Origin of the sequence: uncultured Neptuniibacter sp. (assembly GCF_947498015.1) — a bacterium.
Taxonomy (GTDB): Bacteria; Pseudomonadota; Gammaproteobacteria; order Pseudomonadales; family Balneatricaceae; genus Neptuniibacter.
In genome coordinates, this window is record NZ_CANMIR010000008.1 from 112,347 (window position 1) to 126,385 (window position 14,039).

The 14,039-nt window shown below is 46.9% G+C and carries 12 protein-coding genes; 1 reads left to right on the forward strand and 11 read right to left on the reverse strand.

Annotated features, from left to right (window positions below; translation table 11 throughout):
* The first annotated feature begins 16 nt into the window (after positions 1-16).
* Complete coding sequence (locus Q0882_RS11655; protein WP_299181794.1) at positions 17-718, forward strand: DUF3108 domain-containing protein; 702 nt, start codon at positions 17-19, stop codon at positions 716-718.
* On the opposite strand, the gene Q0882_RS11660 is transcribed toward Q0882_RS11655, so the two are convergent.
* From Q0882_RS11660 to sdhC, 11 genes are all read right to left on the reverse strand, one after another.
* Positions 715-1,932 (reverse strand): EAL domain-containing protein, encoded by a 1,218-nt coding sequence (locus Q0882_RS11660; protein WP_299181796.1) that lies wholly within the window; start codon positions 1,930-1,932, stop codon positions 715-717. The two genes, Q0882_RS11655 and Q0882_RS11660, sit on opposite strands and share 4 nt — an antisense overlap.
* 98 nt (positions 1,933-2,030) lie before the next feature.
* The gene (locus tag Q0882_RS11665) at positions 2,031-2,654 is read right to left on the reverse strand and encodes a hypothetical protein (protein WP_299181798.1); all 624 of its coding nucleotides are present in this window, start codon (positions 2,652-2,654) and stop codon (positions 2,031-2,033) included.
* A 144-nt stretch (positions 2,655-2,798) separates the two neighbouring features.
* On the reverse strand, positions 2,799-3,671 hold the full coding sequence (gene sucD / locus Q0882_RS11670) for a succinate--CoA ligase subunit alpha (protein WP_299181800.1): 873 nt from the start codon (positions 3,669-3,671) through the stop codon (positions 2,799-2,801).
* Complete coding sequence (gene sucC / locus Q0882_RS11675; protein ID WP_299181802.1) at positions 3,671-4,837, reverse strand: ADP-forming succinate--CoA ligase subunit beta; 1,167 nt, start codon at positions 4,835-4,837, stop codon at positions 3,671-3,673. Before sucC ends, sucD begins: the two co-directional genes overlap by 1 nt.
* A gap of 147 nt (positions 4,838-4,984) precedes the next feature.
* Positions 4,985-6,427: a dihydrolipoyl dehydrogenase gene (gene lpdA, locus Q0882_RS11680; RefSeq protein WP_299181804.1), complete on the reverse strand. Its 1,443-nt coding sequence runs from the start codon at positions 6,425-6,427 to the stop codon at positions 4,985-4,987.
* A gap of 40 nt (positions 6,428-6,467) precedes the next feature.
* A complete protein-coding gene (odhB, locus tag Q0882_RS11685) occupies positions 6,468-7,676 on the reverse strand; it encodes a 2-oxoglutarate dehydrogenase complex dihydrolipoyllysine-residue succinyltransferase (protein ID WP_299181805.1) in 1,209 nt (402 codons plus the stop codon).
* Positions 7,677-7,735: 59 nt separating this feature from the next.
* Positions 7,736-10,570, reverse strand: coding sequence for a 2-oxoglutarate dehydrogenase E1 component (locus Q0882_RS11690; protein WP_299181807.1), 2,835 nt, complete (start codon positions 10,568-10,570; stop codon positions 7,736-7,738).
* A 249-nt stretch (positions 10,571-10,819) separates the two neighbouring features.
* Positions 10,820-11,524: a succinate dehydrogenase iron-sulfur subunit gene (locus Q0882_RS11695; RefSeq protein ID WP_299181809.1), complete on the reverse strand. Its 705-nt coding sequence runs from the start codon at positions 11,522-11,524 to the stop codon at positions 10,820-10,822.
* A 12-nt stretch (positions 11,525-11,536) separates the two neighbouring features.
* A complete protein-coding gene (sdhA, locus tag Q0882_RS11700; protein ID WP_299181811.1) occupies positions 11,537-13,309 on the reverse strand; it encodes a succinate dehydrogenase flavoprotein subunit in 1,773 nt (590 codons plus the stop codon).
* Between the two features lie 3 nt (positions 13,310-13,312).
* Positions 13,313-13,660 (reverse strand): succinate dehydrogenase, hydrophobic membrane anchor protein, encoded by a 348-nt coding sequence (sdhD, locus tag Q0882_RS11705; RefSeq protein ID WP_299181813.1) that lies wholly within the window; start codon positions 13,658-13,660, stop codon positions 13,313-13,315.
* Positions 13,654-14,031, reverse strand: a complete 378-nt coding sequence (sdhC, locus tag Q0882_RS11710; protein ID WP_299181815.1) for a succinate dehydrogenase, cytochrome b556 subunit — start codon at positions 14,029-14,031, stop codon at positions 13,654-13,656. The genes sdhD and sdhC overlap by 7 nt, the downstream gene beginning before the upstream one ends.
* Positions 14,032-14,039: the final 8 nt, after the last annotated feature.

A 14,039-nucleotide genomic window follows, 5' to 3' on the forward strand; every position in this document is an offset into this window, starting at 1 on the left:
GAAGGAGGCCCATAAAGTGAAATACATTACATCAGCTGTAATTATAACTCTCACCTTCTGGGCTTCTTTACTTCACGCCTCCCCCACAACAGAACTAAAACCGTTCACTGCAACTTATGAGATTGATTGGAATGGAAGCATCTCTCTGAGCGGCAAAACAACTCGCCACCTACAAGTAAAAGATCAGCATTGGCTATTTGAATCCAAAGCCAATGCGATGTTTGCCAGCATTTTCGAATCAAGCCAATTTCAAGTTAAGAACTCGACAATTCAACCACTTACTTACGTATATAAACGCAGCGTTCTAGGCAAAAAGCGTAATGCTGAGGTTCATTTTGACTGGAGCAACCTGCAGGTCACAAACAAGGTAGGCGATAAACCCTGGCAGATGGGAATCAAACCAGGAGTTCAAGATAAAATCAGCTATCAACTACTGTTACAGCAAGATGTCGCCGCAGGCATAAAAGACGTTACCTACAACGTTGCCGATGGCGGACACCTCAAAAAGTATCGATTTAAAACCGAAGGCGTAGAGATCATCAATGCCCCTATCGGTGAGTATGAAGCTATTCGCGTTGTGAGAGTCAGAGATAAAGAGAGTGAAAGACAGACGTTTATCTGGTTCGCCCCTGAACTAAATTACCAGATCATAAAACTTCACCAAGTTGAGAAGAAGGATAAAACCTACACTCTCCTTCTCAACACACTGAAATATTAATCGATTTCAGGAATCCAACTAGCCGGCATTCCCCTAAAACCGCCGAAAAGAGTACCCGCCTGCTGATCATCACGAAGATCTGCCAGTAAAATTCTCTGGTCATCAATGAACAGTACCGCCGTTTGGGCCCGCTCACCGGTGTGAATATCCTGATACGGCTCAGAGAAGACCAGACGGTTCAACGTATCTGATGACCCCAATAGCTCAAAGAAGTAGGGGCGCCAGCTCCAGTTATAACCACGATGGTGCTCATCAATAATCCAACCTTTTTCACTGTTTTCATAATTTGGCGATATTTGATAGCCCATACGGTCACAGATATAAAATCTCAAGAGGTGATCCGCAGCAACAAAATGATTGAGGTCATCGTCCGTAGAAGCCGCTCGCAACACCTCTTTCAAGGCCAAAAGCTCACGTTTAATTTTTTCAGATCGCCAGTGACTCAATGACGTAGCATTGATCGCCATATCACGATAATGGCTGAGTAAATTTTTAACCTGTGTCGCAGTAGTCTCTGGCGCCATCATTTGAGGTAACGCTTCAGCAAACAGAAAACCCTGTACGTAGGCTGCATTGCAGCTCAATGCAAGAAAGTACTCCTCCTCAGTTTCCACCCCTTCACATAGAACCTTACTGCCAAGCTTGGATGCCAATTCACCCAGCATCTGCACCATCGAAGAGCCACGCCCATTATCTCCGGCACCTTTAAGAAGCGTCATGTCCAACTTAATGATGTCGGGTTTTAATAGTGCGATTCTATCTAACTGAGAGAAACCTGATCCGAAATCATCGATAGCAATCCGAAACCCACTCTCACGGTAACGCTCAACCAGCCCGCGAATGATCTCGATATCACCGTCAAGCTCCGTAATTTCAATCACAACCTTAGATGGATCGATGGCCAACTGCTTGATCATATCCAAGGTTGGTATCTTATCCATTGATTCAAGGTGTTTAAGCCATTCTGGAGAGATATTGATACTCAGAAAGGTATTATCCGGAAGAGAACCGGAGGCCTCAAGAGCCTGCTGCCTAACATCACGATCCAAGGCAATACGCTCCGAAACCGGAATAGATTGATCCGAAAACAGGTGCCCTGCCGAGACTACCCTACTCTCTGAGCTTCCCATTCTGGCAAGCGCTTCATAACCTGCGACTTGACCGGTTGCAGTTTCAATTATCGGCTGAAAATAGGGAAACAGATCTTTACACATAACAAATACTCAATTTAATCTCAGAAATTAAAGAAACGAATAGCTTCTCCAATTCATATAATTAGGTTTCAGACCGCATCATAGATTCAGTATCAAGCCTAAAAACGGGTGTACGATTCCAGCTCCTTAGCAACTGGAATATCCCAACGCTGTAAAAGCTTCCTTGAATTATCAAATTTCTTTTCGGCGTCATCTCGGAAATGCCCATAAGAACCTGACATACCAGCTCGAACACGTAACATCTGGTACTTGAACAAAGGTAGTAACTTATATGAGATACGGTCTTTACAACCTTCAGACTGATTAGTTGTTACAGCCCTACCAAACATCGTGGCCTCTAACTTTTTTAGCGCCATGGCATCTTCACAATTTTCAATATATTCCTTCACTGCGGTCGAAGTTAGAACATATGGGCCAGAAATCGGTGTAAATGAAGCGATACTGGTAGCAACTTTCCGTTCTGCCCTTTGTTTTGAGCGCTCAAGAAAACCCGCTTTATAGCTAGAGAATTGAGTTTTCGCTTTTTCCATCTCCTGATTCAACTGAAGGCTTTCAAGCTGAAGCGCTTTTAATTCCGTTATGCTACTTTTAATTTCAGCTGTCGTACCTAGTTCTTTGTACTCCCCTAGCGCGGAATACAGCGTAAATATCCAGTACCCACCTCCCCCTAACAGAGAAAGAGCTAAAACACCGCTAATCGAAAATATAATAATTTTTTTCATGACACGATCTAAATATCAGAACAAGGCAAGAACAATCACATGAATCTACACACTTTTCAATGGGCTATGACAGCAACCACCAAAAAGCATAGGCACAAAAAAAGGCAGCCGAAGCTGCCTTTACACTAAAAAGTATCTGCTGGCTTACCAGCCGGTAACTTCACGTAGTGCATCACCAATCTGCGCCAGAGAGCGTACAGTCTTAACGCCTGCATCTTCCAGTGCCGCAAATTTCTCATCAGCAGTACCTTTACCACCAGAGATGATTGCGCCCGCATGACCCATGCGCTTACCAGCAGGTGCAGTTACACCAGCAATGTAAGAAACAACAGGCTTAGTGACGTTTGCTTTAATGAATTCAGCCGCTTCTTCTTCAGCGGATCCACCAATCTCACCGATCATAACGATCGCTTCAGTCTGCGGATCATTCTGGAACATTTCCAGAATATCGATGAAGTTAGAACCTGGAATTGGGTCACCACCGATACCTACACAAGTAGACTGACCGAAACCAGCATCTGTAGTCTGCTTAACAGCTTCATAAGTCAGAGTACCAGAACGTGAAACGATACCTACTTTACCTGGCAAGTGGATGTGACCTGGCATGATACCGATCTTACATTCACCCGGAGTGATCACACCTGGGCAGTTAGGACCGATCAAACGCACACCCAATTCGTCGCACTTAACTTTACACTCAAGCATATCCATTACTGGAATGTGCTCAGTGATACAAACAATCAGCTTGATGCCGCCGTTTGCCGCTTCCAGGATAGAATCCTTACAGAAAGGAGCTGGAACATAGATAACAGAGGCTTCAGCGCCTGTTTCAGCAACAGCTTCAGCAACAGTATTGAATACAGGTAGACCCAGGTGTGTAGTACCACCTTTGCCTGGTGTTACGCCACCAACCATTTTAGTGCCGTACGCGATAGCCTGTTCAGAGTGGAAGGTACCCTGACCACCAGTGAAACCCTGACAGATTACTTTGGTGTCTTTATTGATCAAAACGGACATTATTTACCCTCCGCTGCTTTTACTGCCTGCTCAGCAGCATCAGTCAGGCTGGTAGCCGCGATGATGTCCAGGCCAGACTCAGACAGAAGCTGAGAACCCAGCTCTGCATTGTTACCTTCCAGACGTACAACAACTGGTACGTTTACGCCTACCTCTTTAACTGCACCGATAATACCTTCAGCAATCAGATCGCAACGTACGATACCACCAAAGATGTTAACCAGAACGGCCTTAACCTTGTCATCTTCTAAGATGATTTTGAACGCTTCAGTAACACGCTCTTTAGTCGCGCCGCCACCAACGTCCAGGAAGTTTGCAGGGAAACCACCGTGTAGAGATACAATATCCATTGTACCCATCGCCAGACCAGCACCATTAACCATGCAGCCGATGCTACCATCAAGCGCAACATAGTTAAGATCCCACTCAGCCGCACGAGCTTCACGCTCATCTTCCTGAGATGGATCTTCCATAGCCTGAAGGTCTTTGTGACGGTAAACAGCATTACCATCGATCGCTACTTTAGCGTCCAGGCAGTGCAGGTTGCCTTCATCAGTGATTACCAGAGGGTTGATCTCCAGAAGTGCCAGATCTTTCTCCTGGAACATCTGCGCCAGACCCATAAAGATCTTAACGAACTGCTTAATCTGATCACCTTCCAGGCCTAGCTGGAATGCAAGTTCACGCCCCTGATAAGGCTGTGCACCTGTTAGCGGATCAACTGTCGCTTTCAGAATCTTTTCTGGAGTTTCTTCAGCTACCTTCTCGATTTCAACACCACCTTCAGTAGATGCCATGAAAACGATACGGCGAGAAGAACGGTCTACAACCGCACCCAGATATAGCTCATTAGCAATATCAGTACAGTCTTCAACCAAAATTTTAGAAACAGGCTGACCGTTAGCATCAGTCTGATAGGTAACAAGGTTTTTACCCAGCCAGTTAGCTGCGAACTCTTGTGCTTCTGCAGGGGAGTCAACCAGCTTTACACCGCCAGCTTTACCACGACCACCTGCGTGAACCTGAGTCTTTACAACCCACTTGTCACCACCAATTTTCTCTGCAGCTTCAGCCGCTGCTTCTGGAGTATCTACAGCGTACCCTTTGGATACCGGCAGACCATATTCGGCAAACAGCTGTTTACCCTGGTACTCATGAAGATTCATGCTCTAATCCGTTGTGTTGTCACTAAATGATTTTTCTGTATCAGAGGTCTAAAAACGCCCCTGTAACAGCCCTGTTGGGTTCAACAACAAGTTTTGCGAAAACGGCCAGCCACCCTAAGGTAGCCAGCCGAATACTTTTATGCGCAATTATTTGCGCTTTTTACGGTTCGCCATATGGATAGCGTGACCGTCTGCTGCGAGAGCAGCTTCGTGTATTGCTTCACTTACAGTCGGGTGAGCAAACACTGTCATCTGCAGGTCTTCTGCACTAGAGCAGAATTCCATTGCAATCGCAGCCTGACCAATCAGTTCAGAAGCGATTCCGCCAACGATGTGAACACCCAAGACACGATCAGATTCTTCACAAGCAATCAGCTTAACGAAACCATCTGTATCATTGGCTGCCATCGCACGACCGTTCGCAGCAAATGGGAATTTACCCACTTTGATTTTTGCACCTTCGGCCTTGAGTTCCTGCTCAGTCTTACCCACCCAAGCAAGCTCAGGATGCGTATAGATGATGCTAGGAATAACATCGTAGTTCATCTGTGCATGATGGCCTGCGATGATATCCGCAACCATCATACCTTCCTCAGAAGCTTTATGTGCAAGCATAGGACCACGCACAGAGTCGCCAATAGCGTAAACACCTGGTACACCGGTCTGGCACTGTTCATTAACAAAGATGAAACCACGCTCATCCAGGTTAACTCCAGAATCATCAGCTAATAGACCCTGTGTCTGCGGCTTACGACCCACAGCTACAATCAGTTTATCAACGATGATCTCTTTATCACCTTCAGCATCAGCGTATTTTACCTTAACCTCTTTGCCGTCGATGATCTCTGTACCAGTACAACGCGCACTCAATTTGATATCGAGATTCTGCTTCTTGAAGATCTTAGCAGCTTCTTTAGCCACATCTTTATCAGCAGCAGACAGGAAATCGTCCATCGCTTCAAGAACGGTTACTTCCGTTCCCAGTCGCGCCCATACAGAACCCATTTCAAGTCCGATAACACCGGCACCGATAACACCCAAACGCTTAGGCGTTTCATCAATGTTCAGCGCACCTTCGTTGTCAAGAATCAGACCTTCTGTGAGGGGTGCTGGAGGGATCTCTACGGGCACAGAGCCTGATGCCAAGATAACATTTTCAGCATCATAGGTTGTAGAGCTACCATCAGCAGCGATAACTTCAACTTTCTTACCGCCGTGAAGCTTGCCCATACCCTGAAGCAGAGTAACACCGTTAGCTTTGAACAGCCCGGCAATACCACCTGTCAGGTTACCAACAATCTTATCTTTACGCGCAACCATGGCTTTAACGTCCATGGATACGTCACCACCCACCTGAATACCATGAACGTCAGCATGCTGAGCGTTGTGGAACTGGTGAGTTGATTCAAGCAATGCCTTGGAAGGGATACAACCCACGTTCAGGCACGTTCCACCAAGAACTGCACTGCCTTTATCGTCTACCCACTTTTCAACACATGCAGTCTTAAGACCCAGCTGAGCTGCGCGAATAGCAGCGACATAACCACCAGGACCTGCACCGATGACAATAACGTCAAATTTATCAGACATGTTTTATCCTATCTTCACTCTGTTCTTGTTGAGGGTCGACTTAGACTTCCAGGAGCATACGTGCAGGATCTTCCAGAAGATCTTTGATAGTCACCAGGAATTGTACAGCTTCCTTACCATCAATCATACGGTGATCGTATGACAGAGCCAGGTACATCATTGGAAGTATCTCAACCTGACCATTTACAGCCATTGGACGTTCCTGAATTTTGTGCATACCCAGTATTGCAGTCTGTGGTGGATTCAGGATCGGTGTAGACATCAGGGAACCAAATACACCGCCGTTTGTGATGGTGAAAGTACCGCCCTGCATGTCATCCATACCCAGCTTACCTTCACGACCACGCTTACCGAAATCAGCGATAGTAGATTCAACATCTGCCAGGCTCATCGCATCAGTATCACGTAGAACAGGGACCATCAGGCCACGATCAGTAGACACGGCAACACCGATATCCTGATAACCGTGATAGACCATATCGTTACCGTCGATAGACGCATTTACAGCCGGGAATTTCTTCAGCGCTTCTGTTGCTGCTTTGACGAAGAATGACATGAAGCCAAGACGCGTTCCGTTATGAGTTTTCTCAAACAGATCTTTGTATTGCTTGCGCAACTCCATAACTGGCTTCATGTTAACTTCATTGTACGTTGTCAACATGGCAGCATTCTGCTGAGCTTCAACCAAACGCTTAGCGATAGTTGCACGCAGACGAGTCATAGGAACACGTTTCTCTACGCGTTCACCAACCGGAACATTCACAGGCGCAGCTGCTGGAGCTGGCGCTGCAGATGCAGTAGTTGCTGCCGCTGGAGCAGGCTTAGCGCCGCTCTTCATGAAGTTCTGAACATCTTCTTTTGTGATACCGCCGTTCTTGCCAGTGCCAGCAATTTGAGACGCGTCAAGATTATTCTCTTCGATCAGTTTACGAGCAGCAGGGCCAACTTTATCAGCATCACCCGCTGGTACTGCAGCTGCTGCAGCCTCCGCAGGAGCAGAAGCGCCGGCAGCGCCTGCTTCAAACTTAGCAATGACTTCATCACTCAGAACTGTATCGCCTTCACCCTTGAGTACTTCAGCAATAACACCATCTTCTGGTGCCACAACTTCCAATACCACCTTGTCAGTTTCGATATCAACAATCAGTTCATCGGCTGAACAAGCTTCACCAGGTTGTTTATGCCAAGTTGCAATTGTGCCGTCTGCTACAGATTCCGGGAAAGTCGGCGCTTTGATTTCGATGGACATGTTTTTTCCTTTATCGTTATCACCGTCAGGCGATTAAAAATTTATGGTTAATCGCCTGATCAACCGTTGATTGCTTCATTTACTAGTGCTTCTTGTTGCTCTGCGTGTACGGAGATATACCCTACTGCTGGAGCTGCAGATGCTGGACGACCAACACCTTCAAGATGCAATTTACTATCGTGCTGCTGCATAACATGGCGCATATGATGTTGCATTGAATACCATGCACCCTGGTTCATCGGCTCTTCCTGGCACCAAACCACAGAGTCTAAATTGGTGTACTCTGCGATTGCTTCTGCCAACTGAGATTCTGGGAATGGGTACAACTGCTCAATACGAACAATTGCCACATCCTGTTTCTCAAGTTCTGCCCGACGATTATACAGGTCGTAGTAAACCTTACCGCCACAAAGAACCAGACGCTTAACCTTCTTAGGCTCAAGCTGATCCACTTCAGAGATAACCGGTAGGAAGGAACCTTCTGCGAGATCTTCCAAAGTGGAGGTTGCCTGCTTATGACGAAGTAAACTCTTCGGTGACATAACAACCAACGGCTTACGCAATGGCCGAACAACCTGACGGCGCAGCAAATGGAAGATCTGAGATGGTGTAGTTGGGGTAACTACCTGAATATTATGCTCAGCACAAAGCTGCAGGTAACGTTCCAGACGCGCTGAAGAGTGCTCTGGCCCCTGCCCCTCAAATCCATGCGGTAACAACATAGTCAAACCACATAGACGTTGCCACTTATGCTCACCGGAGGTAATAAATTGATCAATTACAACCTGAGCACCGTTGGCAAAATCACCGAACTGAGCTTCCCAAATAACCAGTGCATTAGGCATAGTGGTGGCGTAACCATACTCAAATGCCAAGACCGCTTCCTCTGAAAGGAAAGAATCATGCAAAGTCAAACGCGGCTGCTCTTCAGAAAGATTCTGCAGTGGTAGGTATGTCTCAGCATTTTTCTGATCATGAAGGACTGCATGACGGTGGGAGAAGGTGCCACGACCAACATCCTGACCAGTGATACGTACAGGATGCCCCTCAGCCAGAATTGATGCGTAGGCCAATGACTCAGCCATACCCCAGTTAAGCTCCATCGCACCATGTGCCATGCGCTTACGATCATCAATGATTTTCTGAACCTGACGCTGAACAGCAAAGCCTTCCGGTACTTCGCAAATCTTGTTACCAAGTTCTTGAAGAAGCTTCAGATCAACCTTAGTTTCAGGGCAATCAAATGACCAGTCATGACCCAGATATGGTTTCCAGTCGACAAACAGCTCAGAGTTAGGCTCATGGACAAGAGACTTAACCACATGCTCACCATTTTCAAGCAGCTTGCGGTATTCTTTTTCCATCTCTTTGCTTTCTTCAGCCGTGATAAGACCTTCGCCAATCAATTGCTGAGCATAGAGCTCACGAGTTGTTTTCTGCTTCTTAATCTGAGCATACATCAATGGCTGTGTGCCAGAAGGCTCATCCGCTTCGTTGTGACCACGGCGGCGGTAGCAGAACAGATCGATAACAACGTCTTTTTTGAATTCGTTTCGGTAATCAACAGCAAGCTGCGTTACAAAGCGGACCGCTTCAGGATCATCACCATTTACATGGAAGATCGGTGCCTGAATCATCTTCGCAACGTCAGTAGAATACTCAGTTGAACGTGAGTCTTCCTGCTTTGATGTAGTAAAGCCAACCTGGTTATTAACTACGAGATGAATTGTACCGCCCGTTTTATATGCACGGGTCTGAGACATCTGGAATGTCTCCATTACAACACCCTGACCACAGAAAGCCTGATCGCCATGGATATTGACTGGCACAACGGAATCACCGATAAAGTCTTCACGTCGATCCTGACGTGCACGAACAGAACCTTCAACTACAGGCGCTGCGATCTCCAGATGTGATGGGTTAAATGCCATCGCAATATGGACTTCACCACCTGCCGTTTCAACATTAGAAGAGAAACCCTGATGATACTTAACGTCACCCGATGTATCTAATGTCTTCTTGCCTTCAAACTCTTCAAACAGTTCGCCAGGATTCTTACCAAAGATATTTACCAGTGTGTTCAGACGGCCACGGTGGGCCATGCCGATTACAACCTCTTTAGCGCCCTGCTTACCTGCACGCTGAATAAGCGTATTCAGAGAGACAATGAGAGACTCACCACCCTCTAATCCGAAACGTTTCGCACCGGCATAACGTGAACCTAGATATTTTTCTAAGCCCTCTGCTGCAGTCAAACGTTCCAGGATCATTTTTTTCTTTTCAACAGGTGCGTCGGGATGTGAGCGCACAGGCTCCAATCGAGATTGAATCCAGCGTTTTTCCTGAGTATCTACAATATGCATATACTCGGCGCCAACTGTTGTGCAATAAGTCTTCTTCAGATCCGCGATGATATCTTTCAGTGGCGCTTCTTCTGGGCCAAAGAACAGAGAGCCCAATTGGAAGACGGTATCATAATCAGCTTCAGACAATTCGTGAAAACGCAGATCCAGATCTGGCACATCTTCACGCTGCATCAAACCTAACGGGTCGATATTAGCAATCTGATGTCCACGCACTCGGTATGCGTTAATCATACGCAGCACTCGAACCTGCTTCTTCTCATGTTCTGAACTTACAGAACTTACGGCAGTCGGTGCAGCACGCTTTTGATTTTTGGAAAGGTAGAGAAAATGCTCTCTGATAGCAGAATGTGGCACATCCTGTGTCAGATTCTCGCCGACTTTAGGCAGTCGGTCGAACTCTTCTCGCCACTCCTGAGGAATCGCATTCGGATCCATCAGGTATGTTTCATATAGTTCTTCAACGTATGAAAGGTTGCCACCATAAAGGTGCGCATTCTTCCACATGAGATCCATGATGCTTTCTTGCATTCTTGATCACCCTGGCTCTGGGAGCTTTACCGACTCCATCGGCCTTTGACCGACTAGAGATCGCCCCTCTTTGAGTTACCTTCATTCACCCGATCAAACAGCTGGTACTGTCTCGGGAACGCTATATTAAAGCTTTTATTCCAAAGCTTTAATAATTCTTTATGCGAATACCGTAATTTTTTTACAAATTTATTATTTTTTTTATTGCAGACAAAAAAAAGCGGCGCCAATGGCACCGCTTTCGGTATATCAAGTCGCTTGGGACAGTAGCATGTTGCGAATTTTACCGATTGCCTTTGTCGGGTTGAGCCCCTTAGGACAAACATTCACACAGTTCATGATACCGTGGCAGCGGAATACGCTGAATGGATCATCCAATGCAGCCAAACGCTCGCTTGTTGCCGTATCACGGCTATCAGCCAAGAAGCGGTAAGCCTGAAGCAAACCGGAAGGACCGATAAACTTATCAGGATTCCACCAGAACGATGGACACGAAGTAGAACAGCAGGCACAAAGAATACACTCGTACAAACCATCCAGCTCCGCGCGGTCTTCTGGAGACTGCAGACGCTCAATTGCAGGCGGAGGCGTATCATTGATCAAGAACGGCTTGATCTTCTCATACGCTTTGTAGAACTGAGTCATATCAACGACAAGATCACGAATAACCGGCAGACCAGGCAGCGGACGTAGAACCAGCTTGTCGTCTTTCACTACTGCAGACAATGGAGTGATACATGCGAGACCATTCAGGCCATTCATGTTCATACCATCTGAACCACACACACCTTCACGACATGAACGGCGATACGCCATTGACGGATCTTTGTCCTTCAGAAGCTGCAGAAGATCCAGCACCATGATGTCCTTACCACCAGGGATATCGATATGGATATCCTGCATGTAAGGAGCATCGTCAGTTTCAGGATTGTAGCGATATACACTAACCAACATGATAGAAGCTCCTTAGTAAGTACGAACTTTAGGTGGGAAGGCATCCACGGTTTTAGGTGCAAAGTTTACAGCACGCTTACCGATGGTTTTGTCTTCTGGGTAGTAAACAGAGTGGCACAACCAGTTCTCATCATCACGCTCTGTATAGTCATTACGAGCATGCGCACCACGAGACTCTTTACGAACCTCAGCGGCGATTGCAGTAGCCTCAGCCACTTCGAACAAGTTTTCAAGCTCCAGTGCTTCAATACGCGCAGTGTTGAATGCCTGACTCTTATCTTCCAGATGCAGATTATTAATCTTCTCACGAATGCCTTTAAGCAATTCAAGACCTTTCTGCATGCTTTCGCCGTCACGGAATACACCGAAGTATAACTGCATTGTGCTCTGCAGCTCTTTACGAACCTCAGCAACACTTTCACCACCAGTTGAGTTATTCAGGCGATTCAGGCGAGCCATTGCAGCATCAATATTTGCTTCAGTAGCATTCTTAACTTCGTAACCTTCTCGCATCTGCTGCTCAATTTGCATACCAGCAGCACGACCAAATACAACCAGGTCAAGAAGAGAGTTACCACCCAGGCGGTTAGCACCGTGTACAGACACACAAGCCACTTCACCACATGCGTAAAGACCATCAACGATTGTATCGTTACCGTCTTTATCAGGCGCAATCGCCTGACCACCGATATTGGTTGCAACACCACCCATCTGATAGTGACAGGTTGGTACAACAGGAATCGGCTTAACAACAGGATCTGTTGCCGCGAACGTTTTAGACAGCTCGCAGATACCAGGCAGGCGAGAATGAAGAACCTCTTCACCCAAGTGATCCATTTTCAGGTAAACGTGATCGCCATCTTCACCACAACCACGACCTTCCAGAATCTCAAGGATCATAGAACGAGCAACAACGTCACGTCCTGCAAGGTCTTTAGCGTTAGGTGCATAACGCTCCATGAAGCGTTCGCCATCTTTATTGATCAGGTAACCACCCTCACCACGACAACCTTCGGTCACAAGCACACCTGCGCCTGCAATGCCGGTTGGGTGGAACTGCCACATCTCCATATCCTGAGCAGGCACACCCGCACGCAGAGACATACCCATACCGTCACCGGTATTGATAAGAGCATTGGTAGTAGAAGAGTAGATACGGCCAGCGCCACCTGTTGCAAGAACAGTTGCTTTAGCCTTGATGTAAACAGTCTCACCTGTCTCAATGCAGATAGCGATACAGCCTACAACCGCGCCATCGTCATTCTTAACCAGATCAACTGCATACCATTCATTAAGGAAGGTAGTGCCGGCTTTCATATTACCCTGATACAGAGCATGAAGCAGTGCGTGACCCGTACGGTCCGCAGCAGCACAAGTACGTGCAGCCTGACCACCTTCACCAAAATTCTTTGACTGACCACCGAACGGACGCTGGTAGATACGGCCTGTTTCAGTACGAGAGAAAGGCAGACCCATATGATCTAGCTCAAACACCGCCTGAGGACCTACAGAACACATGTACTCGATAGCGTCCTGGTCACCGATATAATCGGAACCCTTAACGGTATCGTACATGTGCCAACGCCAATCATCATTTGGATCAGCACTTGCGATAGCACAAGTAATACCACCCTGCGCAGACACAGTGTGGGAACGAGTTGGGAATACTTTTGTGACACAGGCAGTATTCAAACCACTCTGTGCAAGCTGAAGTGCAGCACGCATGCCTGCACCACCGCCACCGACAACAATTGCGTCAAAAGTAAGCGTACGTAGTTTAGACATTTTTTAAATACCCCACAGAATCTGAATGCCCCACACGACGTAGATAAACGTCAGCAGGCCACATGCAGACTGAAACACGAAACGAATGCCAGTTGGCTTAATATAGTCAGTAGAAACTGACCACAAGCCAATCCAAACATGCGCAGCAAAAGACAGCAGTGCCAGCAGGGTAAAGATACGCATAGCGGTTCCTTCGAACAAACCAACCCACATTTCGTAAGTCAGCTCTGCGCCAAACGCCAGATAACCAATCATAAATACGGTGTAGACCGCCAGGACAACAGCAGTAACACGCTGAATCATCCAGTCATAAAGGCCGCTACGACCAAAGCTAGTAATACTAGTTACCATATCCATACTCCCGAAATGAGGACTGCAACAGCAGCTAGACCCAAGGTCACTTTCGCTGCCATCTGACCACTTTCAAGTTCTTCACAGTGGCCAAAATCCATTACCAGGTGTTTGATGCCCGCGAAGAAATGGTACAGCAACGCTGACACAGATCCCCACGCTATAAGCTTCGCGAAGAAGCCATTCTCAAACATATCAACGGCTTCATTGAAGCCAGCTTCAGATTCCAGGGACAAGCCCAGCGCATACAACGCAAATACAGCACCAAAGAAGAGTGCCACACCAGTTGCTCGATGCAGAATGGACGTAATCGCCGGAAGCGGCTGCTTGATAGTTCGAAGATCTAAATTTACAGGTCTTTTCTTATTCACGGCTCTTG

What these genes read in the sequence shown, in the direction of transcription:
- sucD (WP_299181800.1), bottom strand. Translation starts at nt 3,671, where the DNA reads ATGTCCGTTTTGATCAATAAAGACACCAAAGTAATCTGTCAGGGTTTC.
- Q0882_RS11695 (WP_299181809.1), bottom strand. Translation starts at nt 11,524, where the DNA reads ATGTTGGTTAGTGTATATCGCTACAATCCTGAAACTGACGATGCTCCT.
- Q0882_RS11690 (WP_299181807.1), bottom strand. Translation starts at nt 10,570, where the DNA reads ATGCAAGAAAGCATCATGGATCTCATGTGGAAGAATGCGCACCTTTAT.
- sdhA (WP_299181811.1), bottom strand. Translation starts at nt 13,309, where the DNA reads ATGTCTAAACTACGTACGCTTACTTTTGACGCAATTGTTGTCGGTGGC.
- odhB (WP_299181805.1), bottom strand. Translation starts at nt 7,676, where the DNA reads ATGTCCATCGAAATCAAAGCGCCGACTTTCCCGGAATCTGTAGCAGAC.
- Q0882_RS11660 (WP_299181796.1), bottom strand. Translation starts at nt 1,932, where the DNA reads ATGTGTAAAGATCTGTTTCCCTATTTTCAGCCGATAATTGAAACTGCA.
- sdhD (WP_299181813.1), bottom strand. Translation starts at nt 13,660, where the DNA reads ATGGTAACTAGTATTACTAGCTTTGGTCGTAGCGGCCTTTATGACTGG.
- sucC (WP_299181802.1), bottom strand. Translation starts at nt 4,837, where the DNA reads ATGAATCTTCATGAGTACCAGGGTAAACAGCTGTTTGCCGAATATGGT.
- Q0882_RS11665 (WP_299181798.1), bottom strand. Translation starts at nt 2,654, where the DNA reads ATGAAAAAAATTATTATATTTTCGATTAGCGGTGTTTTAGCTCTTTCT.
- lpdA (WP_299181804.1), bottom strand. Translation starts at nt 6,427, where the DNA reads ATGTCTGATAAATTTGACGTTATTGTCATCGGTGCAGGTCCTGGTGGT.